Origin of the sequence: Paramicrobacterium fandaimingii (genome assembly GCF_011751745.2) — a bacterium.
In the GTDB taxonomy this organism is placed as follows: Bacteria; Actinomycetota; Actinomycetes; order Actinomycetales; family Microbacteriaceae; genus Paramicrobacterium; species Paramicrobacterium fandaimingii.
This window is the reverse complement of record NZ_CP061170.1, coordinates 3524438-3547024: the sequence shown is the minus strand read 5'-3', so window position 1 is coordinate 3547024 and position 22587 is coordinate 3524438. Positions and strand designations below refer to the sequence as shown.

The 22587-nt window shown below is 64.4% G+C and carries 27 protein-coding genes and 1 riboswitch; of the genes, 12 read left to right on the top strand and 15 right to left on the bottom strand.

The window, feature by feature from the left end; translation table 11 throughout:
* Window position 1: 1 nt before the first annotated feature.
* Window positions 2-589: a helix-turn-helix domain-containing protein gene (locus tag HCR84_RS17145; protein ID WP_166983168.1), complete on the bottom strand. Its 588-nt coding sequence runs from the start codon at window positions 587-589 to the stop codon at window positions 2-4.
* A 47-nt stretch (window positions 590-636) separates the two neighbouring features.
* On the opposite strand from HCR84_RS17145, the gene HCR84_RS17140 reads away from it, so the two are divergent.
* Together HCR84_RS17140 and HCR84_RS17135 are read left to right on the top strand one after the other, a co-directional pair.
* A complete protein-coding gene (locus HCR84_RS17140) occupies window positions 637-1497 on the top strand; it encodes a class I SAM-dependent methyltransferase (RefSeq protein WP_166983169.1) in 861 nt (286 codons plus the stop codon).
* A gap of 14 nt (window positions 1498-1511) precedes the next feature.
* Entirely contained in the window at window positions 1512-2456 is a 945-nt protein-coding gene (locus tag HCR84_RS17135; RefSeq protein WP_166983170.1) for an NAD(P)/FAD-dependent oxidoreductase, read from the top strand.
* Window positions 2457-2468: 12 nt separating this feature from the next.
* On the opposite strand, the gene HCR84_RS17130 is transcribed toward HCR84_RS17135, so the two are convergent.
* From HCR84_RS17130 to HCR84_RS17105, 7 genes are all read right to left on the bottom strand, one after another.
* Complete coding sequence (locus HCR84_RS17130) at window positions 2469-2885, bottom strand: pilus assembly protein CpaE (protein WP_166983171.1); 417 nt, start codon at window positions 2883-2885, stop codon at window positions 2469-2471.
* A gap of 56 nt (window positions 2886-2941) precedes the next feature.
* A complete protein-coding gene (locus tag HCR84_RS17125) occupies window positions 2942-4138 on the bottom strand; it encodes a glycine C-acetyltransferase (protein WP_166983172.1) in 1197 nt (398 codons plus the stop codon).
* Window positions 4138-5181 carry an L-threonine 3-dehydrogenase gene (tdh, locus tag HCR84_RS17120; RefSeq protein ID WP_166983173.1) on the bottom strand — a complete coding sequence of 348 codons (1044 nt, stop codon included), beginning with the start codon at window positions 5179-5181 and terminating at the stop codon, window positions 4138-4140. The genes HCR84_RS17125 and tdh overlap by 1 nt, the downstream gene beginning before the upstream one ends.
* Before the next feature lie 65 nt (window positions 5182-5246).
* Entirely contained in the window at window positions 5247-5906 is a 660-nt protein-coding gene (locus HCR84_RS17870; protein ID WP_434063546.1) for a Gfo/Idh/MocA family oxidoreductase, read from the bottom strand.
* Entirely contained in the window at window positions 5794-6441 is a 648-nt protein-coding gene (locus tag HCR84_RS17865) for a Gfo/Idh/MocA family protein (RefSeq protein ID WP_434063545.1), read from the bottom strand. Before HCR84_RS17865 ends, HCR84_RS17870 begins: the two co-directional genes overlap by 113 nt.
* Before the next feature lie 106 nt (window positions 6442-6547).
* Window positions 6548-7435 carry a DUF817 domain-containing protein gene (locus tag HCR84_RS17110; RefSeq protein WP_166983175.1) on the bottom strand — a complete coding sequence of 296 codons (888 nt, stop codon included), beginning with the start codon at window positions 7433-7435 and terminating at the stop codon, window positions 6548-6550.
* Window positions 7436-7626: 191 nt separating this feature from the next.
* Window positions 7627-8154: a hypothetical protein gene (locus HCR84_RS17105; RefSeq protein ID WP_166983176.1), complete on the bottom strand. Its 528-nt coding sequence runs from the start codon at window positions 8152-8154 to the stop codon at window positions 7627-7629.
* A gap of 29 nt (window positions 8155-8183) precedes the next feature.
* A riboswitch (SAM riboswitch) is annotated at window positions 8184-8299 on the bottom strand.
* A gap of 104 nt (window positions 8300-8403) precedes the next feature.
* On the opposite strand from HCR84_RS17105, the gene HCR84_RS17100 reads away from it, so the two are divergent.
* From HCR84_RS17100 to HCR84_RS17090, 3 genes are all read left to right on the top strand, one after another.
* The gene (locus tag HCR84_RS17100) at window positions 8404-8859 is read left to right on the top strand and encodes a hypothetical protein (protein ID WP_166983177.1); all 456 of its coding nucleotides are present in this window, start codon (window positions 8404-8406) and stop codon (window positions 8857-8859) included.
* 153 nt (window positions 8860-9012) lie between these two features.
* Window positions 9013-9195, top strand: coding sequence for a PspC domain-containing protein (locus HCR84_RS17095; protein ID WP_166983178.1), 183 nt, complete (start codon window positions 9013-9015; stop codon window positions 9193-9195).
* Between the two features lie 140 nt (window positions 9196-9335).
* A complete protein-coding gene (locus tag HCR84_RS17090; RefSeq protein WP_166983179.1) occupies window positions 9336-10547 on the top strand; it encodes a trans-sulfuration enzyme family protein in 1212 nt (403 codons plus the stop codon).
* Window positions 10548-10696: 149 nt separating this feature from the next.
* On the opposite strand, the gene HCR84_RS17085 is transcribed toward HCR84_RS17090, so the two are convergent.
* Genes HCR84_RS17085 through HCR84_RS17075 form a run of 3 tightly spaced genes read right to left on the bottom strand, consistent with a single transcriptional unit; the run spans window position 10697 to window position 11516 of the window.
* Window positions 10697-11020 (bottom strand): TfoX/Sxy family protein, encoded by a 324-nt coding sequence (locus HCR84_RS17085; RefSeq protein WP_166983180.1) that lies wholly within the window; start codon window positions 11018-11020, stop codon window positions 10697-10699.
* Window positions 11021-11047: 27 nt separating this feature from the next.
* Window positions 11048-11380 (bottom strand): type II toxin-antitoxin system HicB family antitoxin, encoded by a 333-nt coding sequence (locus tag HCR84_RS17080; protein ID WP_166983181.1) that lies wholly within the window; start codon window positions 11378-11380, stop codon window positions 11048-11050.
* Window positions 11364-11516 (bottom strand): hypothetical protein, encoded by a 153-nt coding sequence (locus HCR84_RS17075; RefSeq protein ID WP_166983182.1) that lies wholly within the window; start codon window positions 11514-11516, stop codon window positions 11364-11366. Before HCR84_RS17075 ends, HCR84_RS17080 begins: the two co-directional genes overlap by 17 nt.
* A 167-nt stretch (window positions 11517-11683) precedes the next feature.
* On the opposite strand from HCR84_RS17075, the gene HCR84_RS17070 reads away from it, so the two are divergent.
* From HCR84_RS17070 to HCR84_RS17055, 4 genes are all read left to right on the top strand, one after another.
* Window positions 11684-12877, top strand: coding sequence for a glycosyltransferase (locus tag HCR84_RS17070; protein ID WP_166983183.1), 1194 nt, complete (start codon window positions 11684-11686; stop codon window positions 12875-12877).
* A gap of 5 nt (window positions 12878-12882) precedes the next feature.
* A complete protein-coding gene (locus HCR84_RS17065) occupies window positions 12883-13719 on the top strand; it encodes a PIG-L family deacetylase (protein WP_166983293.1) in 837 nt (278 codons plus the stop codon).
* 58 nt (window positions 13720-13777) lie between these two features.
* Complete coding sequence (locus HCR84_RS17060) at window positions 13778-13918, top strand: RidA family protein (RefSeq protein WP_166983184.1); 141 nt, start codon at window positions 13778-13780, stop codon at window positions 13916-13918.
* 141 nt (window positions 13919-14059) lie between these two features.
* Complete coding sequence (locus HCR84_RS17055) at window positions 14060-15007, top strand: CPBP family intramembrane glutamic endopeptidase (protein WP_235940759.1); 948 nt, start codon at window positions 14060-14062, stop codon at window positions 15005-15007.
* Between the two features lie 135 nt (window positions 15008-15142).
* On the opposite strand, the gene HCR84_RS17050 is transcribed toward HCR84_RS17055, so the two are convergent.
* From HCR84_RS17050 to HCR84_RS17040, 3 genes are all read right to left on the bottom strand, one after another.
* Complete coding sequence (locus tag HCR84_RS17050) at window positions 15143-17086, bottom strand: aconitate hydratase (protein WP_166983186.1); 1944 nt, start codon at window positions 17084-17086, stop codon at window positions 15143-15145.
* 143 nt (window positions 17087-17229) lie between these two features.
* On the bottom strand, window positions 17230-18027 hold the full coding sequence (locus HCR84_RS17045; RefSeq protein WP_166983187.1) for a DUF4190 domain-containing protein: 798 nt from the start codon (window positions 18025-18027) through the stop codon (window positions 17230-17232).
* Between the two features lie 201 nt (window positions 18028-18228).
* Window positions 18229-19662, bottom strand: coding sequence for an LLM class flavin-dependent oxidoreductase (locus tag HCR84_RS17040; protein WP_276511788.1), 1434 nt, complete (start codon window positions 19660-19662; stop codon window positions 18229-18231).
* A 185-nt stretch (window positions 19663-19847) separates the two neighbouring features.
* On the opposite strand from HCR84_RS17040, the gene HCR84_RS17035 reads away from it, so the two are divergent.
* Entirely contained in the window at window positions 19848-20225 is a 378-nt protein-coding gene (locus tag HCR84_RS17035; RefSeq protein ID WP_166983188.1) for an ArsR/SmtB family transcription factor, read from the top strand.
* Window positions 20194-20667, top strand: a complete 474-nt coding sequence (locus HCR84_RS17030; RefSeq protein WP_166983189.1) for an SRPBCC family protein — start codon at window positions 20194-20196, stop codon at window positions 20665-20667. The genes HCR84_RS17035 and HCR84_RS17030 overlap by 32 nt, the downstream gene beginning before the upstream one ends.
* A gap of 47 nt (window positions 20668-20714) precedes the next feature.
* On the opposite strand, the gene HCR84_RS17025 is transcribed toward HCR84_RS17030, so the two are convergent.
* Window positions 20715-21359 carry a TetR/AcrR family transcriptional regulator gene (locus HCR84_RS17025; RefSeq protein ID WP_166983190.1) on the bottom strand — a complete coding sequence of 215 codons (645 nt, stop codon included), beginning with the start codon at window positions 21357-21359 and terminating at the stop codon, window positions 20715-20717.
* A 124-nt stretch (window positions 21360-21483) separates the two neighbouring features.
* Between HCR84_RS17025 and HCR84_RS17020 the strand changes: the two genes are divergently transcribed.
* Complete coding sequence (locus HCR84_RS17020) at window positions 21484-22485, top strand: ABC transporter substrate-binding protein (RefSeq protein WP_218043595.1); 1002 nt, start codon at window positions 21484-21486, stop codon at window positions 22483-22485.
* Window positions 22486-22587 lie beyond the last annotated feature (102 nt).

The window sequence follows — 22587 nt, the reverse complement described above, 5'->3', positions numbered from 1 at the left end:
TCTAGTGCTCGTGCAGGTGCGCGCGCTCGCCATCTCTGTCGAAGATCGTCAAGATGTCGACGGGACCCCCGCGCGCTTCGATGAGGTGAGGAACGAGCGTCGAGAACTCCGCGGCCTCGCCAGCCTCGACAACGTGTGAGTGGTCGCCGATGTGCACAAGAGCCGTCCCCGAGAGCACGGTGAACCACTCGTTGCCCGGGTGCACGCGACGCTCGTCACCGGGATCGAAGTCTTCGGTGATGCGCATCTTCGCGATGGTGACGCCGCCAGGCGACTCTCGCGAGAGAAGCCAGGTCGTTCGCCCCGGTGTCTCTTCGGGTTCGGGGCGGATCACCACGTCACCGGCATTCGGTGCCTCGACGAGCTCGTCGAGTGAGGTGCCGAGCGCACGCGCGAGCGTGACGAGCTGGTCGACAGCGATGCGGCGATGCCCGGTTTCGATGCGGCTCAGCGTCGACGGGCTCATGAAGCAGCGCGCTGCGAGGGCATCGAGCGACCAGCCGCGCGCCGCCCTGAGCCCTCGAATCCGTCGGCGGATCAATACGTCGACGTCGGGTTCCACGTCGTTCACATCCAGGTCTTGCCTCATAAGCAAGAGTGTATGCTATAGACGCATGATGTGTCTACGATGAATGCATGTCACATCACATTGCCGCAGAGCATTCACCCGCGTCGCACCATGAGCACGAGAACCCGGCCGCTCTCGCCGATCTGCTAGAACGCGACGCCGCGGTGGCCGGCGGTTACCTTGACGACGCGTCCGCCTGGATCGGCACGCATTTCGACAGCGACCCAGAGCAGATCGTCGACCTCGGAGCCGGCACCGGTGTGGGCACGTTCGCGCTCGCGCAACGCTTTCCCACGGCATCCATTCTCGCCGTCGACGCTTCACGCACCATGCTCAACCACGTCACCGACGGCGCAGCCGCTGCCGGCCTGGAACAGCGAGTGCGCACCGTCGAGTGCGACCTCAACGCGTCATGGCCGGATGCCGCGGCCGACGCCGACCTGGTGTGGGCCTCGTCGTCGCTGCACGAACTGAGCGACCCCGATCGCGTGCTGCGCGACGCCTTCGCGGCGCTTCGGCGCGGAGGGGTTTTCGTCGCCGTCGAGATGGACGTGCTGCCGAGCTTTCTTCCGGCCGAGTTTCCGCCCGAAGCTCCCGGGCTCGAACAACGCCTGCACGCGGAACTGACCGCCCTCGGCTGGAATGCACACCACGACTGGGCGTCGACCATCGCGGCCGCGGGGTGCACCTCGCTCGAGCGTCGGCAGTTCACAACGCAGGCGACCTCGCCGACCGTCGCCCCGTACGCAGGTGCATGGCTCGCGAAGATGCGTGGTGCGCTCGTCGATCGCCTCGATGCAGTCGATCAGACGGCACTCAACGCGCTCATCGATGACGACGCCGAACTCGCGCGCATCGCCACAACGATTCGCGGCTCACGCACGGCGCTGCTTGCACGCCGGAGCGCCGCCGCAGATCAGCAGAATTGAGAAGGAGTACGACCATGACTGAGAACACACTTCACGACGTCGCCATTGTCGGCGGGGGAGCGGCGGGCCTGAGCGCCGCCGTCACGCTTGCCCGTTCGCTGCGCAACGTGGTGGTGATCGATGCGGGCGAGCCGCGCAATGCACAGGCAGAGGGCGTGCACAACCTGCTCGGTCGCGAGGGCATCGCGCCATTTGAGCTCGTTGCGCTCGGCCGCGCCGAGGCAGAAGGCTACGGTGCTCGGATGCTGTCAGACAGCGTCGCCGAGGTGCGACGCGACGGTGAGAACTTCACTCTGACGCTCGCCGGCGGGGCGAAACTGCGCGCTCGCCGCATCCTGCTGGCCACCGGCCTGCACGACGAGCTTCCCGACGTGCCCGGCGTCGCCGAGCTGTGGGGAACGCACGTGCTGCACTGCCCGTATTGCCACGGCTGGGAAGTGAAGGGGCAGAGCATCGGCGTACTCGGTACGACGCCGATGGCGGTGCACCAGGTTCTGCTGTTCCGGCAGCTCAGCGAGCACGTGGCGCTCTTCACGCACACGATGCCCGAGCTCTCGGACGACGACTGGGACACCCTTGCGGCACTGAACGTCGAGGTGGTGTCGGGGCGCGTTGCTGAGCTACGGGCGAAGGATGGTGAGATTGACGCTGTCGTGCTGGACGATGGCCATGAGTTCGATATCGATGCCCTCACGGTTGCGCCACGATTCGTCGCTCGCAGCGACATCTACGAGCAGCTCGGCGGAACGCTCAGCGAGAACCCGATGGGCAGCTTCATCGAGACCGACTTTGCGGGCAAGACAGACGTGGACGGTGTCTGGGCGGCGGGCAACGTGCGCGATCTCGGGGCCGCTGTCGCAGCATCCGCAGCCCAGGGGAGTATGACGGGCGGTGCCCTCAACGGCGACCTCATCTTCGAAGACGCCACGGCCGCTGTCGCTGCGCGCAAGGCTGCCTGAGCAGCTTCGCTGTCAGCGCTGGTTCTCGAGCAGCGCGATCAAGGCCATGCCGTACGACTCAGCGGGGTCTTCGCTCACGAAGATGACCGAATCGCCGTCCACCGTCACAGTGACGTCATACTCGATGCCTGCGACAGCATCCACCCGCTCCAGCATCACGAACGCACTGCCGAGCATGTCGCGCAATTGGTCTTCGCGCGGCAGCCACACGGCATCGCTGAGCGCGACCGAGTCGAGCGCCCACTCGGTTGTGCCGTTGAAGCCGAGCACCGTGCCTGTCGAGTACGTGTGCGCCTCGATGGTCATGTCGCTCACTGTGAACACGTCGCCCTCAAACTCGGGCCCGGCCACCTGAAAGGCGTCGCCCGACACGGGCGTCCACGTCAGCCCGGCCTCATGCAGACGCCGGGCGAGGGGAGTGGAGATCATCTTCCCAGTCTGGCACGCGCCGCTGTGCCTCCCGAATGCAGCGCACGGCACGTGACCTATGCGTCTGCAGAACCTGGACCGACGGCATCCCGGGCCGCAACGAACGCGTCGACGCAGCGGCGCACCTGCTCGATCGTGTGCGCGGCAGACAATTGCACGCGAATGCGCGCCTTCCCCCGCGGCACGACGGGAAAGCTGAACGGCGTCACGTAGATGCCGTTCGCGTTCATGTGCGCTGCCATGTCGACGGCAAGCGCAGCATCGCCGAGCATCACGGGGATGATCGGATGCTCGCCAGGCACAAGGTCAAAGCCCGCTTCGGTCATAAGGCGACGGAACTCGGCGGCGTTGTCTCTGAGCTGAGAACGCAGCTCATCGGCATCCTGAATCAGATCGAGTGCGACGAGCGTTCCCGCGACGACCGAGGGCGCGAGCGAGTTGGAGAACAGGTAGGGGCGTGAGCGCTGCCGCAGCAGATCGACGATCTCGCGGTGCGCCGAGACGTAGCCGCCCGAGGCCCCGCCGAGCGCCTTGCCGAAGGTGCCGGTGTAGACGTCGATGCGCCGCTCGACACCGCACAGCTCGGGAGTGCCGCGACCGTTCTCGCCGATGAACCCCGTCGCATGCGAGTCGTCGACGATCACGAGGGCTTCGTGCTTCTCGGCAAGATCGCAGATGCCTGCGAGCGGCGCGATCGAGCCGTCCATCGAGAAGACGCCGTCTGTGACGATCACCCGAAACCGCGCTCCGGATGCCGCGGCAAGCTGCTCTTCAAGGTCGGCGAGGTCGCGGTTGCGGTATCGGTATCGCTGTGCCTTGCAGAGGCGGATGCCGTCGATGATCGACGCGTGGTTCAGCTCATCCGAGATGATTGCATCGTCGGGCCCGAGCAGCGCCTCGAAGAGCCCGCCGTTCGCATCGAAGCACGACGAGTAGAGAATCGTCGCCTCGGTGCCGAGAAACTGCGACATGCGCCGCTCAAGCTCGAGATGCTGTGTCTGGGTGCCGCAGATGAAGCGCACGCTCGCCATGCCGAATCCCCAGTCGTCGAGCGCCGTGCGCGCGGCATCCCGAACCTCGGCGTTGTCGGCCAGCCCGAGGTAGTTGTTTGCGCAGAAGTTCAGCACCTCGCGTCCGTCCGTCGACACGAGTGCGCCCTGCGCGCCCGCGATGCCGTTTTCTCGCTTGGTGAGGCCGGCCTCGTCGATCTCCGCCAGCTCCTGTGTCAGGAGTTCCTTGAATGACGCGTACATCAGATCTCCGTCCAATCCATGACGACCTTGCCCCCGCCCGCGTTCGCCGCGGTGTCGAATGCGTGCCGCCAGTCGCGGGCGTCGAAGCGGTCGGAAACGATCGAGCCGATGGATGCCGCGAGAGTCTCGCTGCTCTGCAGCATCGCCGTCATGGCGTTCCAGGTGTCGAACATCTCTCGCCCGTAGATGCCCTTCAGCGTCAGCATCCGGGTGACGACGGAGCCCCAATCGATGGAGAACGGTTCAGAGGGCAGCCCGAGCATGGCTATGCGGCCTCCGTTGTTGATGTTGTCGACCATCTGCCGCATGGCGGCGGGGGCTCCGCTCATCTCGAACCCGACGTCGAAGCCCTCGTGCATGTCGAGTGACGTGAAGGCGTCGTGAATGCCCTCGCGCGCGGGGTTGATGGCGCGGTCGGCGCCCATGGAGAGGGCGAGCTCGAGGCGCTCATCGCTCACGTCTGTAGCGACGATGAAGCGAGCGCCGATGTGGCGGGCGATCGCGATGGCCATGAGCCCGATCGGGCCGCAGCCGGTGATCAGCACGTCTTCTCCGACGACGGGAAACGAGAGCGCCGTATGAACGGCGTTGCCCAGTGGATCGAAGATCGCGGCGACGTCCTTGTTCATGTCGGCCGAGTGCGTCCAGACGTTGGAGCCGGGAAGGGTGATGTACTCGGCGAACGCGCCGTCGCGGTTCACGCCGATGCCCTGCGTGCGAATGCACATCTGGCGGCGGCCTGCGCGGCAGTTGCGGCACACGCCGCACACGATGTGGCCTTCGCCCGACACGAGATCGCCGACGGCGACGCCCTTGACGAGCTCACCCACCTCGACGACGTCGCCGCAGAATTCGTGGCCGGGAATGAGCGGCTGCGCGACGGTGGATGCCGCCCAGTCGTCCCATCGCAGAATGTGCAGGTCGGTTCCGCAGATGCCGGTGCGCAGCACGCGGATCTTCACTTCGTCTGGCGCGGGCTCGGGTTCTGGCCTGTCGACGAGGTCGAATCCGGCGTCGGCGCTGGACTTGTAGAGGGCCTTCATTGGCGTCCTCGCTCCTTTCCCTTGTGGGGTGCGTAGGGGTGTGGAGCGCTTGTGGGGCTCCGCAGCTATTGTGCCGTCCGTGCGGCGTCATCCGCATCGAAGTATGCGGCAATCGCGGCATCAACGGGCGGAATCGCAACAGTGCTGCCGTTTCCGCGGATCGATTGCGTGGCCAGCACGCCTGTCGCAACAGCGTTGCGCGCGGCGACGGCTGACGTTGTCGTCGGGCCGCCCTCGCACGCAAAGCGCAGAAACTCGTCGATCATGAGCGAATCGGCGCCGCCGTGCGAGCCGTCCACATCGGGAACAACGTGCGTCTCGGTCGGCGCGCCCGAACCGGCCAGCCTGTGCGTCCATACCCCCACCTCGGAGCCCGATTCGTCGCCGAAGTTCTCGAGTCGGCCGTGCGTCCCAATCACTGTGTAGTTGCGCCAGTAGTCGGGGGTGAAGTGGCACTGTTCGTAGGAGGCGAGCACGCCGCCCTGCAGGCGCATGTTCACCTGCGAGATGTCTTCGATGTCGATCACCGGGTTCAAGCCGGTCTGCTCGGTTGGCGGCCAGTTGTCGAGGCTGAACCAGTCGCCCATCAGCTCGCCCGCGCGGTCGCGTCGATCAGTCACGTCGCCATACACAGCGAGCGCGCCCATCGCCTGCACGTGCGTGCTGTACGCGCCGGCGAGCCAGTGGATCACGTCGATGTCGTGCGCGCCCTTCTGCAACAGCATCCCGCAACAGCATCCCGACCGACTTCGATCGTTCTGCGTGCCAGTCCTTGAAGTAGTAGTCGCCGCCGTGGCCGACGAAGTGGCGGCACCACACGGCCTTGACCTCGCCGATCGTTCCGCGGGCGATGATGTCGCGCATCAGCGTGACGACGGGCATGTGCCGCATGTTGTGGCCGACGTAGAGCCGGCTTCCCGTGCGATGCGCCGCCGCGAGAATGGCGTCGCAATCGGCGATGCTCGTGGCAAGGGGCTTCTCGCTGAACACGGCGAGGCCTGCCTCGAGGGCCGGGATCGCTGTCTGTGCGTGTACGTCGTCTGGGGTGAACACCATCGCCGCATCGAGGTTCTGGGCGAGCAGCTCCTCGAGCGAGTCGGTGATGACGGCGTCAGGGTATTCGGATGCCGCGGCCGCACGGCCGCGCTCGCTGATCTCGCAGACCGCCGCGACGTGGCTGCCCTCGCCTGGCCTGTGTGCGTCGCGGGCGAGTTCTGTCCCCCGCATGCCGAAGCCGATGATGCCGATTCTGAGATCCATGGATACTTCCTTGTGACGGGCGCGAAGACGAACTGATGTGTCACAAATTGTCGTCGCACCGCGCGAATAACCGCAAACTTCGCCACATGAAGTGAGCGATTCGAGGTCAGGATGCTGGCGCAGGAGCTGCCGCTACAGCATCCGGCTGCCTCGGCGGATACACCCACGTGACGAGCACAACCGAGATGATCATGAGCAGAAACCACGACACGAGCTTCGAGATCGACACCATCTGCCACCCGTCTACCTGTCCGGGGTAGAGCCAGGCGCCCGAGTAGGTGCCGATGTTCTCGGCGATCCAGATGAAGAACGCGACAAGTGCAAAGGCGACGACAAGCGGCATCCGGAGTGTCTTTCTGAACACGCGGAAGTGCATGGTGCAGAGCCCGAATGTGAAAAGCACGGCGGCGAGCAGCACCCAGCGCAGGTCGACGATGTAGTGGTGTGAGAAGAAGTTGATGTAGATGCCTGCCGCGATCACGGCCGTCAGCCAGATCGGTGGGTAACGCGTGAACCGCAGATCGAAGAGCCGGTAGACACGCACCATGTACGAGCCAACGGCGCCGTACATGAACCCGGTGAACAGCGGAACGCTGAGAATGCGCAGCACACCGCCTGGGTCGTAGGCCCATGATCCGACGTCGGTCTTGAACAGCTCCATGGCGGTGCCGACGATGTGGAACAGCACGATGACGCGCAGTTCGCGCCAGGTTTCGAGGCCAGACCAGACCATAACGACTTGAATCACGATGGCCGCGATGGTGAGGGCATCGTTGCGGGCGAGCCACGCGTCGTCTGGGTACACGAGTCGCGCGACGAGGATGACCGCGAGCAGCATCCCGCCGAAGATGCACGCCCACGCCTGCTTGGCGCCGAACACCAGAAACTCGACGAGTGCGCCCCAGAGTCGGCTGTCTGGAGCGCGCTCGAGAAGCCGGTTGGCAGCGTCATCGATGCGCCGCTCGAGTGCGGTCAGATCGGGTCGCAGTGCCATTTCGGCAGAGTAGCTCTGGTTTGCTGGGCAGATGCCGCGGATGCTGTGCCCTGCTGCTCGCGCCGACAAAACGTGTGCCGCTTTTTGCTATTTCCAGCGCTGGTGAGATAGCAAAAATCGGCACACGATTAGCGGGGCAGGTGCGACGTTGAGCAGCGTGGGTGCGCTGTTCTGAGGCACAGAAGCGAGGCTCAGTGCAGCCCGTCGAGCACGACGGTGGCCTCGATCACGGCGTCGCCACCCGCAGCGACGCGCTCGGCCCAGTCAGCCCAGTGCTCGGCGCGGAGCCGGGGGTGCGCACTCCGGTCGGTGTCGTGGGACAGGTGCGATGGATGCTGTTCCAGCTCACGGAGCGCGGCGGCGAGGTCGCGGTAGCGCGACGGCGTGAAGCCGGCATCCGTCCACTCAACGATGTCGCGCTGCAGCCAGCTGGGCAGCGGCGCCCCGTCGGCGAGGCACTGGTCTGCCGCGCGCTGCTCGAAGAAGCCGACGATGCGCGGAGGCAGTTCGGCAAACGCCGCCGCCCAGTCGTGCTGCTCGGCAATCGGAATCTCGTGGGGCGCGGCGGCCACGTCGAAGACCTCGGTCGTGGGCTGCCCGTCAAGCACGACGATGCGCAATGGCGCAGTCGGCCCGCGGTACGCCAGCTGATCAAGTGACGTCGCCCTCGGAACAGACGGCGTTGGCGTCTCGAGCCACAGCGGTGCTCTTGTGTGCATTTTCTGCCTCACTTTCCGGAGGCGGTGCCTCCAACGACTTGCGCTCCGCAGGTGCGGCGGCGCCGGTTCTTCCCCCGGGGCACCCCAGTCGATGGACAGGGTTGCCGTGCAGCCAGCCAGGTACCGACAGCTGCATCTCGTGAACCTGTTGTCAGAATAGACCCGCCTGCCTGCACAGTGGCGAATATGTCAGAGGGGCGTTTACCGCGATGCAGCGGGAAGCCCCTGCGGGTACGTCAGACTGGAGCTATGACTGCGTCCACCTTGGCTTACTATCGGCGACAGACCTCGCGGGCGAACGTGATCTTCTTCGCCTGCTGGCTTCCGTTGGGTCTCGCGCTCATCTGTGCGGGACTCTGGGTGGCGACTCAGCTGGGGGAAGCGGTGATGATTCCGGTTGGAGCGTGGTTTGCCTTGCTCGGCTGCTATTTTCTCGAGATGTACGGCACGGTCTGGTGGTATCGGCGTCAGCTGCATCGGCTGGCGTCCGACGTCGAATTCGCGGCAGAACGGCCATTCTCGGCGGAGCAGCTCAGCGACCTGCGCGTCGTTTGGGACGCTCCTCGGGATCCCATTCCCACGGCTGTGATCGGGGACGTCGCGTCCACGATGCCGGTCGTGCGCGCCGTCAACGCTACGACATGGTGGCCAATCGCGGCTGGAGTGCTCTGCGGACTTGCCGCTGTGATTCTCGTGATTCCGTAGGAAATACCCGTGGGAAGCCACGGCGGTGGTGGTGGAGCAGACCGCCTTCGAGTATCGAGGTGTGTGCCACTCCGGTATCAACCTGCTCCCTCTCAAGGGTGATTCCGGGCGAAATCGGGTGACAAGCCGCGTTCGGCGACGCAGGATGGAGTCATGAACTCCTTATATCGTCCTCGCCGCGGCCGCGTCATCGCTGGCGTGTGTGCCGCGCTCGCCCTGCGCTTCAACATGAGTCCCAACGTCGTTCGGCTGCTTGCCATTTTGAGCTGCCTCATTCCGGGGCCGCAGTTCATCATCTACATCGTGATGTGGATCGTGGTGCCGAGCGAGCGTTGATGCTGCGCGAACCAGTTCATCTGGCAAAAACGGCGTCTCCGGGGGCGGCTATGCGCACTTTGTGACACCTGAACGCGCCGACAGCATCCATTCTCTGTAATACTCGCCGCGCAGCCCCGCGTCGGCCGTAGCGTTGACGTATGACGCCGCGACCCGATGCTCACGACCCCTCGACACTGCAATTCTTGACGCAGGCGGTGCATGCCGGCAACGCCATCGACGCCGGGTCGGGCGCGATTCGCACACCGATCGTCATGGCGAACTCCTACGCGCTGCCCGATGACCCCTCGAGCCTGAGCTGGTCGAACACCGACACCAAGACGTACACGCGCAACACCGGCACGAACCAAGAGGCGCTGCAGTCGAAGCTCGCGACGCTTGAGGGCGGCGAAGACGCCGTCGTGCTCGCATCGGGCGTTGCCGCGCTGCACGCCGTGTTCTTCACGCATCTGAAGAGCGGCGACCACGTTGTTGTTGGCGATGTGACGTATGAGGCGATCTGGAAGCTCTTCACCGATCTGCTGCCGGTGAAGTACGGTATCGAGGCGACATTCGTCGACACGAGTGATCCGGATGCTGTCGCCGCAGCGATGCGCCCGAACACGAAGCTCGTGCACGTCGAGGCGATCGGCAATCCGACGACGAAGGTCACCGACATTGCCGCGGTCGCAGCCGTGGCCCACGCTGCAGGCGCGCTGCTCACCGTCGACTCGACGTTCACGCCGCCTCCGCTCTACCGGCCGCTCGCAGACGGTGCCGACCTGGTTGTGCACTCCCTCACGAAGTACATCAACGGGCACGGCGACGCGATGGGCGGCGCTGTGATCGGCAGTGCCGAGCTGGTTGGGACAATCAAGGCCGAGGCCATGGTCGACGTGGGCGGCACAATCTCGCCGTTCAACGCGTGGCTCATCATGCGCGGATCCGTCACGCTGCCGTTGCGGCTGCGGCAGCATCTCGCGAGCGCCGAGCAGATCGCGGCGCACCTCGACGCCGACCCGCGCGTTGCGTACGTGGCGTATCCGGGGCTCGACTCGCATCCGCAGCATGACGTGGCGGCGCGGCAGTTCGGCGGCCGTGGCTATGGCGCGGTGTTGGCGTTCGCCGTCGACGGCGACCCCGACACGCAGAACCGTTTCGTCGCAAACCTTCGCCTGATCACATCCGCTGTTTCGCTCGGCCACGATGAGTCGCTCATCGTCCATGTGGGTACGATGGGGCCGCGCGTGCAGCACTATCCTGATGAGTTCAAGCGCTACGGGCACCTGAGGTTCTCAGTGGGTCTCGAAGACCCGGCAGACATCATCGCCGATCTGGATGCTGCGCTCGATGCCACGTTCGGCCCGAGCTGATGGCCCTGTCCTGATCCGTGACCGTTCAGAGGTCGAAGAATGCTCTGAGACGGCGGTTTCAGAGCATTCTTTGACTTATGAACGTGTTCATTTGGGGCGCAAGCTGACGCGAACGCCGCAGCATGCGCTGGGTGCGTGTGCGCAGGCAGTCAGAGCACGCCCGTCATGTTGCGCACAAACTCGGTGAGGGATGCCGCGTTGTCGAGGTAGTCGTCGGGCACCGAACACCATTTGTCGATCGTGACGCGCTTGCCGCTCGGGCGCGTGTATGTGAACGGGTGGCCGCCCTGCGCGATCATTGCATCGAGGGCGAATGGCTCGACCTTGAGGTAGAAGACGTCATCGAGTATCGCGCCGAGAAACTGACCGTGCAGCCGCAGCCCCCAGCCGCCGAACATGCGCGCAATCGTGATGTCGCCGAGATCGGCGAGCTGGTCGCGGTAGAACTCAGCGGTGCGGCGATCGGCGGGCATACGTCGACTCTATGGCGTGGCCTGACACTACGCTGACCCGAGGCGCATGTTGATGAGGCGGTTCAGGCTGACCTTCTGCTCGGCAGCTTCAATCGTCAGGGTGCGGTGAAGCTCGGGTGGGATTCGCAGTTTGAATGAACCGCTGTATTGCCGGTCCGCGATCGGGCGCGGTGGCTCGTCGCCAGCAGCCGCCATCTCATTGAGGGTCTCGGAGACGAGGTCGCGTATACCCCTCAGCGCGGCGACGGCGTCGTCGTCGATCCACGAGAGCGAGGGAAATTCGGAAACAAGGCCAACGTGTGCGTCGTCTTCGGGTGACCAGAGCACACGGTACGCGTACTTTTCAACGGCGGGAATCATCGTCGCCCTCCATTTTTCGTATGGCGGCAAGCGGCCCAAAATAGTGCTCACACACCTGCGCGAGGTTTCGATAATGAACATTCGCCGGTGCTCGTTGCATCGCGTTCACGATCTCGCGCACTTTGTATGGTGTCATTAATGCCACCTTTCGTCAAGCTAGGGACGCCTGGAGCGTAGCGGCGCGAATGAGGCAACATCGCCGACAGGAGCGAGCTGTGGAAAAACGGAATCCCACCGATCCCTGTGGACGGGCAAACATCCACCACCGACCGCACGCACAACCGCGCGGCTTAGGCTGGGAGCATGCCCCTTCGCCTCGCCCTCGTCAGCCTGCACACGTCGCCCAACGACGATCCGGGCACCGGCGACGTCGGCGGCATGAACGTTGCTGTGCGCCACACAGCCCTCGCGCTGGCGGAACTCGGCCACCACGTCGACGTGCTCACGCGTCGCTCGTCGCCCGATGCCCCAGATGCCGTCGAGGTGGCCGAGCGCATCACACTGAGGCAGCTGCATGCAGGCCCGCCCGAGCGCCGTGTCAAGGGTGACCACGAGGAGTACATCGCCGAGTTCGGCGGCGCCATGCGCCACCTCGGCCCCTACGACGTCATCCACTCGCACCACTGGTTCAGCGGCATGGCCGCCCTCGAGCTCGCGCAGCACCACGGCATCCCTCACGTTCAGAGTTTTCACTCGATCGCCGCGGCCCACACGACTCCGCTGTCTGAGGGCGAGCGGCCAGAGTCCCCCGGTCGCCTCGCCGGCGAAGAGCTGCTCGCCCAGCGCTCCGACGCGATCATCACCGTGAGCGACGCTGAGCGCGAGACAGTGATCACGCGCCTCGGAGCCGATCCAGCCCGCGTCATCACCGTCGCCCCCGGGGTGGATGCGGCGCAGTTCAGCCCACACGAGACTCCGGATGCTTCGACAGGAGACGCCGGGTATCTGCTCGCAGCCGCGCGGCTTGAACCGCTCAAGGGCCTCGACCTCGCGATCAAGACGCTCGCAGAGCTGCCGAAGTCGGGCCGACCTGACCTCATCGTTTCTGGCGGGGCGACGACGGGATTCGACGACTACCCCGACAAACTGCGCGCTCTCGCCGAGGGGCTTGGCGTTGCTGACCGCGTGCACTTCATCGGGCCTCAGGCGCGAGACGCGCTCGCCGATCTGCTGCGGGGCGCGCGCATTGCCCTTGTGCCGTCGCACTCCGAAACCTTCGGGCTCATCGCTCTCGAGGCGCAGGCGTGCGGAACGCCCGTTGTAGCATCGGATGCCGGTGGGCTGCGTGAGGCTGTCGTCGACGGCCAGACGGGCATTCTTGTTCCGGTGCGCGAACCCAGCGCGTGGGCCGGCACCATCTCCACGCTGTTGCGCGACCCGGAACGATGCGCCGAGCTCGGCGCGGCAGGTCGCGAGCGTGCACTGCAGTTCACGTGGGAGCGCACGGCGCAGGGCACCGTCGCCGTTTACGAGAAACTTCTGGGGCGGCAGGCGTGACCGGGATGCCGCACGGTGGCACGTCGAGTGAGAGCGACGAGTCTCAGGGCCTGGCGCACGGGTTCGACACTGACGGCACCGTGCTCGACGACGTTCGCCACGTGCTGTTCGTGCACGCGCATCCGGATGACGAGACTCTGGCCACCGGTGCGCTCATGGCCGAACTGATCGACCGCGACATCCTCGTCACGCTCGTCACCTGCACGCGCGGTGAGCGCGGCGAGGTCGTCCCCGGCCCGCTGTCGCATCTGCAGGGGATGCCAGAGTTCGCGGCACATCGCGAGAACGAACTGGCGGGCGCGCTGGCTGAGCTCGGTGTCACGCGCCACGTGTGGCTCGGCACGCCACCGGCCCGAGTGGCCCAGCTCGAACCGCGCCGCTACGAAGACTCCGGCATGCGCTGGGTGCGTGAGGGCCTTGCCGGCCCGGCCGCGGATGCGTCGGCGAACGCCCTCACATCGCAGCCGCTCGCAGATGAGACCGCTGATCTGCTCGCGTTCGTCGACGCCGCGCACACCGCGCCCGACCTCGTCGTCAGCTACAACGAGATTGGCGGCTACGGGCACCCCGATCACATGCGTGCGCGCAAAGTCGCCGAGGCCGCAGCGCGAGCTCGCGGCATCCGGTTTGCTGAAATCCTTTCCGACGCCGCGCTGGCGCAGAAGGCTCAGGATGCCGGTGAGCTGGCCACCTGGTTTCACCTCGACCACCGGCTCGACCAGGTGAAGGCGGCGCTGGCGCATCATGCCTCGCAGGTGAGCGTTGACGGTGACGACGTCGTGCACTCGGGCGGGCAGCGCACGCCGATCGGGACGTCGGTGGGCTTGCGTCTCGTGCTGTAGCGAATACTGCAGTTGTGGATTCTGCACAGCAGCCCCGTCTTCGCACAAGGGAATGATCATGCCGACGGGCCCGACACTGTATGTGGGCGGTCAGAATGGCACGGATGGTGATGGTGTGCTGCTTGAGGGGCTCGGTGCCCAGACCGAGCAGGCACTGCGAAACGTTCTCGCCATGCTCGCGCTCGTCCCCTCTGCGTGAAGCCTGCGAGCCCAATCTTGTGACGTCGGCGGTCATGGTGGGGTCAGCCCTACCTCAAAGCGGGGTGCCCAGCATAGTGAGTTGAGACGGGCGTTTTGGTGAGCTTGTCACGTTCGATTTTCGATGCGTGAAAGGACCACAGTGACTGCGTCTCAGCCCATTGCCTCCCCGAAACTCGATGCGCCGCCGCCGGGTCGCCCCCGCGGCATCCGGTCTCTCGTGGGCCGGCATCCACTGCTCAGCTTCTTCATTCTCGCCAACCTGCTCAGCTGGGCAGCGTGGACGCCGTACATTCTGTCGAACAACGGTCTCGGCGTCTGGGACTACACGTTCCCCGCGTGGCTGGGATCCTCGCAGCTCGCCGGCGTGCTGCCCGGCGCCTACCTCGGACCGATTGCGTCGGCGCTGCTCGTCACCGCGCTCGCCGACGGCCGTGCCGGTCTGCGCGCGTGGGCGAAGCGCTTGTGGAAGTGGCGCGTTGGATTTCGCTGGTACGTCATCACGATCGTTGGTGTTCCCGCCGGGATCATTGTGTCGACACTGGTCTTCTCAGGCGGTCAGCTGCAGGCGCCGTCTCTCCTGGTGATCGCGGCGTTCGTTCCCGGGCTGCTCCTGCAAATGGTGACGACGGGTCTCGCTGAAGAGCCTGGCTGGCGCGACTTCGCTCTTCCCCGCCTTCAGGCGCGGTTCAGTCCGCTGGCGGCATCCTTCATTCTCGGTCCGCTGTGGGCACTGTGGCACATGCCGCTGTTTCTCAGCGACTGGGGCGGCTGGCCGGATGCCGCATGGTGGCGCCCGCTTGAGTTCGCGGCGTTCTGCATTATGTTCAACATCGTCATGACGTGGGTGTTCAACCGCACAGGCCAAAGCCTCCCGCTCTCGATGCTCATGCACGTGAGCGTGAACAACTTCGTTTCGATCGCGTGGAGCGACATGTTCCCCATGCTCGATGCGTCGGCGGCGCAGCATGCGATGCTGCTCGGTTCCACGATCGCCGCCGTTACAATCGTGGTGTCGACGCGTGGTCGGCTCGGATACGACGTGCGGTCGCTGGCGAGCGGCGTTTCTGGCAAGACGAGGCGAGGCTAACGCGGCCACCAGCCAGCGGGGCGGCGCTACTGAATCGGAATTGCGCTACAGAAAATCCTGTGGCGCAATTCCGGTTCTGTAGCTGGCCGGGTGGGCGGACGCCCACACGCGATCGTGCAGCTCTATTGGTGCGGGTCAGGCCGACTGCGCCGTCAGCGGAATGCGGCCCCCCGCGAGGATCATCTCCACCTGCCTGTCAGAGAGACGGTGATGCAGCGGCACCTCGCGCCCGCCGATCGTCGCCGTGACGCTCGTGCCACCGGCGATCGCATCGTGCAACCCGTCGAGAACGACAACGTCGTCTTGCGAGACGGCGTCGTAGTCGGCCGGGTCGTCGAATTCCAGGGCGAGGATGCCGAAGTTCGCGAGGTTCTGCCAGTGGATGCGCGCGAACGACTTCGCGATCACGGCCCGCAGGCCGAGGTAGCGCGGCGCGATCACGGCGTGCTCGCGCGAGGAGCCCTGCCCGTAGTTCTCTCCGGCGATCACCACGTGGCCGGCCGCGGCATCCCGTGCCCTGTCGGGGTAGCTCTCGTCAATACGCGTGAAGCTGAACTCCGCGATCTTCGGAATGTTGCTGCGGAACGGCAGCACACGCGACCCCGCGGGCATGATCTCGTCCGTCGACACGTTGTCGTTCATCTTCAGCAGCACGGGCACTTCGAGGTGGTCGTCGAGCGGCTCGAATTCCGGAAGCGACACGATGTTCGGCCCCTTCACAAGCTCGACCTGCGCTGCTTCGTTCGGCTCCAGCGGCGCAAGCAGCATGTCGCTGATGGAGCTGTACGTTGCGGGCATGGTCGGAACCGAATACCGGATGCCGTGAGTCTCCGTGAGCATGCGCGGGTCAGTGATGCGACCCGTCAGTGCCGCGGCCGCCGCGGTTTCTGGTGAGCAGAGCCACACGGCATCCTCTTCCGTCCCCGATCGTCCGGGGAAGTTGCGCGGCATGGTGCGCAGCGAATTTCTGCCCGACGCCGGCGCCTGCCCCATGCCGATGCATCCCATGCAGCCGGATTGGTGGATGCGGGCGCCCGCCGTCACGAGGGAGGTGAGCCAACCGCCAGAGATGAGGTCGGCGAGCACTTCGCGCGACGTGGGGTTGATGTCAACAGACACTTGCTTGTGCGTCTGGTTGCCATCGAGAATCTGCGCGACAACGGCGAAGTCGCGCAGCCCCGGGTTTGCCGACGACCCGACGACGACCTGAAACACGTCTTCGTTCTCAACCTCGGCAACCCGCACGACGTTGCCCGGCGACGACGGCTTCGCGATGAGCGGCTCGAGGTCTGAGAGATCGATGTGCTCGTCGATGTCGTAGGTGGCGCCGTCGTCGGCGAGCAGTTCCGTGTATTCATCGCCTCGGCCAACGGCATCCATATAGTCGCGCACCGCGCGGTCGGCGGGGAATACCGTCGTCGTCGCACCCAGTTCTGCACCCATGTTCGCGATCACGTGTCGGTCCATCGCCGTCAGATTCGCAAGCCCCGGCCCGTAATATTCGATGATCTTCCCGACTCCGCCCTTCACGCCGTGGCGTCTCAGCATCTCGAGAATCACGTCTTTCGCCGACACCCACTCCGGCAGCTCACCGGTCAGCTTTACGCCCATGATCTTCGGCATCTCCACGTAGAGCGGCTGCCCCGCCATGGCCATCGCGATTTCGAGCCCGCCGACGCCGATCGCGAGCATGCCGAGCGCCCCCGCAGCGCACGTATGCGAGTCAGAACCGATCATTGTCGCACCCGGGCGCCCGAAATGTGCCTGGTGCACCGGGTGCGATACCCCATTGCCCGCTTTCGAGAACCACAGTCCGAAGCGTTGCGCCGCAGACTGCAGAAAAAGGTGGTCGTCTGGGTTTTTCTCGTCGGTCTGAAGCAGATTATGGTCGACGTACTGCACAGACAGCTCGGTTTTGATGCGGTCGAGGCCCATTGCCTCGAGCTCGAGCATCACCATGGTTCCGGTGGCGTCTTGGGTAAGGGTCTGGTCGACCGTCAGCCCGATTTCTGTGCCTGGCGTCATCTCGCCTTCGACGAGGTGACTGGCAATGAGTTTCTGTGCAACGTTCTTCTGCATAGCCCTGCCCTTTCGACGGGTGCGGTCCCGCGTCGATCCGAACCGGGACCTCGTCGCCAGCCTATGCCGGAAGCGTCAAAAGGTTAAGGGAGGATGCCGGTCGGCTGCCTGCCGAGGCGGCATCCGACTATCTCGAACGCCGCCTACTCGTACACCGTGAAATAGCAGGAGTCTGTGGCGCCCAGCCCAACGCGCACGAGTCCGGTGGACAGTGCCTGCTCTGGCACATTGATGACAACGCTGCCTGAGCTCGACTCGTTTGCATACACGGCTCCGAGTTCGTCGAACGGAGTGTTCGGCCCCGGCGGGTTCGCATAATCCGGCGTGTATTCCATAAGGTTCTCATCGACGAAGGCGACACTGAGATCGTCTGACGGCGTTGCCGACCCGTCGCCGAGGTACATCACCGTCAGTTCGATAGAGATGTAGGGGTTACCCGAGGACGGCTCTGCACCGGAGGAGGCTGTCTGATACTCGTCGTCGTCTGAGTAGACGAGCACCTCATTGATGCTCACGTCCCATTGCGGCTCGTCGCCACCGAGTGTGGCGGCGGTGCCGAGGGGGAGCGGGTTCGCATAGGCGCCAGGTTCATCTGCGGCATCAGTGCTGTAGTTCGTGGTGGGAAGATCTTCCAGGCTCTCGACGAACGCCGTCGTGTAGGTGATGGCGAGCACGATCGAGGTGACAATGGCGACACATGAGAGGATGCCGCCGGTGATCGCCATTCCCTTGGGGCGATGTTTCAGGCAGATGCCGACGATGGCGAGAACGAGTCCGATGAGGGCGAGAACGCCGCTGAGGTAGTTGATGACCGGGATGAACGCGCCAACGAGCGAGACGATGCCGATCACGAGTGCGGCGATGCCGAATCCGTTGCGTCGACGGGCGGGCGGCGTCTGTCCTGGCCCTGGGCGAAAGCCATAGGCGTAGGGACCTGCCATGTTACCTGGGTAGTGCCCGTAGGCGGGTTGCTGGGCTGGCGGCGGCCAGAAACCAGAGGCGTGGGGATCGGACATGCTTCAACGATGCCAAGCCCCGACGAATTTGCCCATGGGGTCAACTGCCCAGATGGACGTTGCTGTATGTCGGAGACAACTTTGTGCACACCGACGCGCAGGCATCGATGCTCAGGCGAGCGGCGGTTAAATGAGTGCGGACTCCGCAGCGACGCTGGTCTCAGCGCGATCGCGAGCTTTCTGCTCAAGTTCTCTGCGGTACTGCGCCGCGGGGTGGTCGTCACGCACGCGCTTCTGGCCGACACCGTAGAGCTTCTCGCGCAGCGTGGTGCCCTCGTCGTAGTCGTGCCAGTACCGACCACGGCGCTGCAGTTCAGGGACGACGAGATCGATGAACTCCTCGAAGGTTCCGGGAGTTGTCGCGTAGGCGAGGTTGAAGCCGTCGATGTCGGCGTCGTCCATCCAGCGTTCGAGCTCGTCGGCGACTGTTGTCGGTGAGCCGACGAACACGGGTCCCATTGCGCCGATCGACACGAAGTTCACAACTTCGCGAGGGGTCCAGGTGCGGTTGGGATCGGCCTTCGAGAAGATCTCGAGGGCGAAGCGGGCGGAGTCGGTGTCGACGTACTCGAGCGGTTCGTCAGGATCGAGCTTCGACAGGTCGATTCCCGTGATCCCCGCATAGAACGCGAGGCCGCCCTCGTAGTCGGCGTAGGTCAGCAGTTCGGCATACTTCGCCTGCGCTTCCTCATCGGTCGGCGCGACGATCGTGGTGATCTCGGTGAAGATCTTGACGCTCTGCCGATCGCGCCCTGCCTCGGCCGCGGTGGCGCGAATGGCCTCGACATAGCCGCGCAGCGTGTCCGTCGTCGGGGCGACCGTGAACACGGCCTCGGCGTTCTTCGCGGCGAAGGCACGCCCCTTTGACGATGTACCGGCCTGCCAGATCACCGGAGTGCGCTGTGGTGACGGTTCAGACAGGTGGATGCCGGGAACCGAGAAATAGCTTCCCTTGTGACCGATCTCATGCACTTTCGCTGGGTCGGCGTAGACCTGATTGCGGCGGTCGGCGACAACGGCATCCTCTTCCCATGACCCTTCCCAGAGCTTGTAGCAGACATCGACCACTTCGGCGGCGAGGTCGTAACGCTCGTCGTGGGTCATCTGACGGTCGAGTCCGAGGTTGCGTGCGGCACCATCAAGGTAAGACGTGACGATGTTCCAAGCGATGCGACCCTTCGCCAGGTGGTCGAGCGCGCTGAAGCGCCGCGCCAGAGCATACGGCTGTTCGTAGGTTGATGAGACGGTGATGCCAAAGCCCAGCTTCTCGGTGGCCGCGGCCATCGCCGATACCTGCATCAGCGGATCGTGCACGGGAACCTGCATGGCACGACGCACCGATGCGTCGTGTGAACCCTGGTACGTGTCATAGACGCCGAGCACGTCGGCGATGAACAGCCCGTCGAACTTGCCGCGTTCCAGCAGCTTGGCGAGGTCGACCCAGTAGTCGAGATCGTTGTAGCGGGTCGATTGGTCGTCTGGGTGCGCCCAGAGCCCTGGCGACTGGTGCATGATGCACGTCATGTCGAAGGCGTTAAAACGGATGCGCTTGGGAGCCACGGTGATCCTTACGTAGTGCTGCGTCGCGACGATTCAGAGAGACAAGCACACACGCTGTGACTTTCGAAGACAAGTGCACGGTGTCATACGGCGTCATGTTTCGATGTCGAACGAGCCCTTGCCCTGAGCGCACGAGTGTCGTATCGTTTAATCAATCAAAAGGTTGATAAAGAAATTGGTTGATTATGACGGATGCGGATGATGAGGCTCTCGATGCCGCGTTTCTCGCTCTGGCGCACCCGACTCGGCGACAGATCGTCGCCCGATTGAGCACGGGTCCGGCCACGGTGAATGAACTGGCAGAACCATTCGAGATGTCGAAGCAGGCCGTGTCTCGTCACATCCAGATGCTCGAGAACGCCGGACTTGTCACGCGATCGCGTGATGCGCAACGGCGCCCCGTCGCTCTGGATTCCGCACAACTCGAGAAGCTCACGGCGTGGATCGATCGTTACCGACTGATTCACGAACAGCAGTTTCGGCGGCTGGATGAGCTTCTCACCCATCACGAAAAGGCAAGGATGCAGAGAAATGACGAACCCCGTAACGATCACGGCACCTGAAGGTCAGCCCTTCATCGACATCGAGCGTGAATTCGAGGCCCCGCCCGCCGCGGTGTTCCGGGCGCACGCCGACCGCGAGCTGGTTGCTCAGTGGATGGGTCCTCACGGCTACACGATGACGATTCCGGAGTGGAACTTCACGTCGCACGGCAGCTACGCGTTTGTGCACACTGACACCGAGGGCAACGAGTACCGCTTCAACGGCACGTTCCACACCGTGCGCGAGAACGAGACGGTCATTCAGACGTTCGAGTTCGAGGGCGCTCCGGATGCTGTCAGCATCGAGAAGCTGACGCTCACCGATCTTGGTGGTGGTCGTACGAAGCTCAGCTCGCGAGCGACATACCCCAGCGTCGAGGTGCGCGACGCCATGATCGAGAGCGGTATGGAGTCGGGGCTGACAGACGGCTATGAATCGCTCGATGCGATCCTTGCCCGGTAGCGGGGAGCGCAGGCCGCACGGCAGATTTTGCCATGACTCCGGGCACGCTATAACGTCTTGTCGCTGGTGGTCCCGCTTCGGGTAATCGCCGCGAGGGTATTGGGGTCACATGCTTCGAGGTTGGTCAGGCCGAATGCGACTCTTTGGATCATGAACCCGTGGAGCAGGGCGACGATGACGCGGGCGTTCGCCTCGTCGTTGGCGACCTGCGTGAACTGCCCGGTGTCGTGTGTGCGGTGCAGGGCCCGGGCGATGTCGTCTGTGACTCGGGTGAAGCCGTTCACCGCGTGTTCGTGCAGGTCGGCGTTGTGGAGCAGTTCTGCCCATGCGGCGACGCCGCAGCGCAGCAATTCTTCGTCGGCTTCGCGATCGTGCGTCGAGTCGGCGGACGCCGTTGGCAGGTGTGATTGGACGGCTGCGGTCACCACATCGCCAATCGTGATGGTCTCGGTCTCCTCAATGATCCGCAGAACCGGGGCGAAGACGGCTGCGAATGCGCGGGTCGCGACCTCGACGATCAGCTCCTGCTTGCCGGTGAAGTAGCGGTACGGGGCTCCGGTGGACAGGCCCGCTTCGGCAGCAATATCTGGCATCGATGTGTTGTGAAAGCCCTGGCGGGCGAAGCAGCGGCGGGCGGCCGCGACGATCTGGTCGCGGTTTGAAGTCCGCTGCTCACTGGTGATCCGGGGCATGGCATCCCTCTTTCAGGAAGTCGTAAATGAATGACCATTCACCTTGACGTTACACACGGTTGCCTTTTACCTTTAAATGAATGGTCATTCACGGATGTGGAGAGTGGACGGATGGAGACTGATTGTGGCTACTGTGACTATGCGGCTCGGCGGCGCTGACTACTACGAGCATGCTTCGGCGGTATTCGATGGAAAGGTGCCAATCGAGGGAGTAGACGTCGTTGCGAGCCCGAAGCCCCTGGTCTCGGACGTCTTCCAGGCAATGATCCACGGGCAGTACGACGTCGCCGAATTGGGATTGTCGTATTTCCTACGGATGTGGGACACCGACGAGGCGCCTTTCCTTGCGCTACCGATCTTCCCGGCACGCAATTTCCGCCATTCCTCGGTCTTCGTCAACGCCGACAGCGGGATCGAGCGACCCGAAGACCTGGCCGGCAAGACGGTCGGCGAGTTCGCTCTCTGGGGCAGCGATCCGGGCGTCTGGATGAAAGGCATCTTCGCCGATGACTACGGCGTGACACCCGATCAGATGAACTGGGTGATCGGCGGAACCGACCATCCGATCCCGTCGTTCGACTGGCTGCCCCAGCCGGTTCCTGAGGGCGTAAGCGTTCGCCACGCCGGTGACGGCGAGACCCTCGCGGCCATGCTGGAAACGGGCGAGATCGACGCGCTCCTGTCGGTGGATGTCCCGCAGGCCGTTCTGAATGGCACGGGGAAGATTCGCCGGCTCTTCCCGGACTATGAGTCGGTCGAACGAGAGTATTATGCCCGGACCGGCATCTTCCCAATGATGCACGTCGTTGCAATCCGCAAGGACTTCCACGCCGAGAACCCCGGTGTCGCGCGGGCAGTGCATGATGCGTTCCTGACCGCGAAAGACCAGACCCAGCGGTACTACCTGGACCAGGCGTCCAAGCAGCACATGGGCGTGATCACCCCGTGGTTCAGCGAACTGTTTGCGCAGAACCGGCGGCTGATGCCGGAGGACTGGTGGCCCTACGGAGTCGAGAAGAACCGCCACGCGGTGGACACCTTCCTGCGCTATCACCATGAGCAGGGTCTGTCGAGCACTCTGCTGACCAGCCAGGACATCTTCGTCCCCGAGCTGCTCGGGTCTTGAGGCTCGACCCGGCCGACCGTGACCCCTCGCCGCCGGCCGTGCGCGAGCAGATCGCCTCAGGTACCTGGCAGCGTCTCGGGGCGACCGCACTGAACGATTACC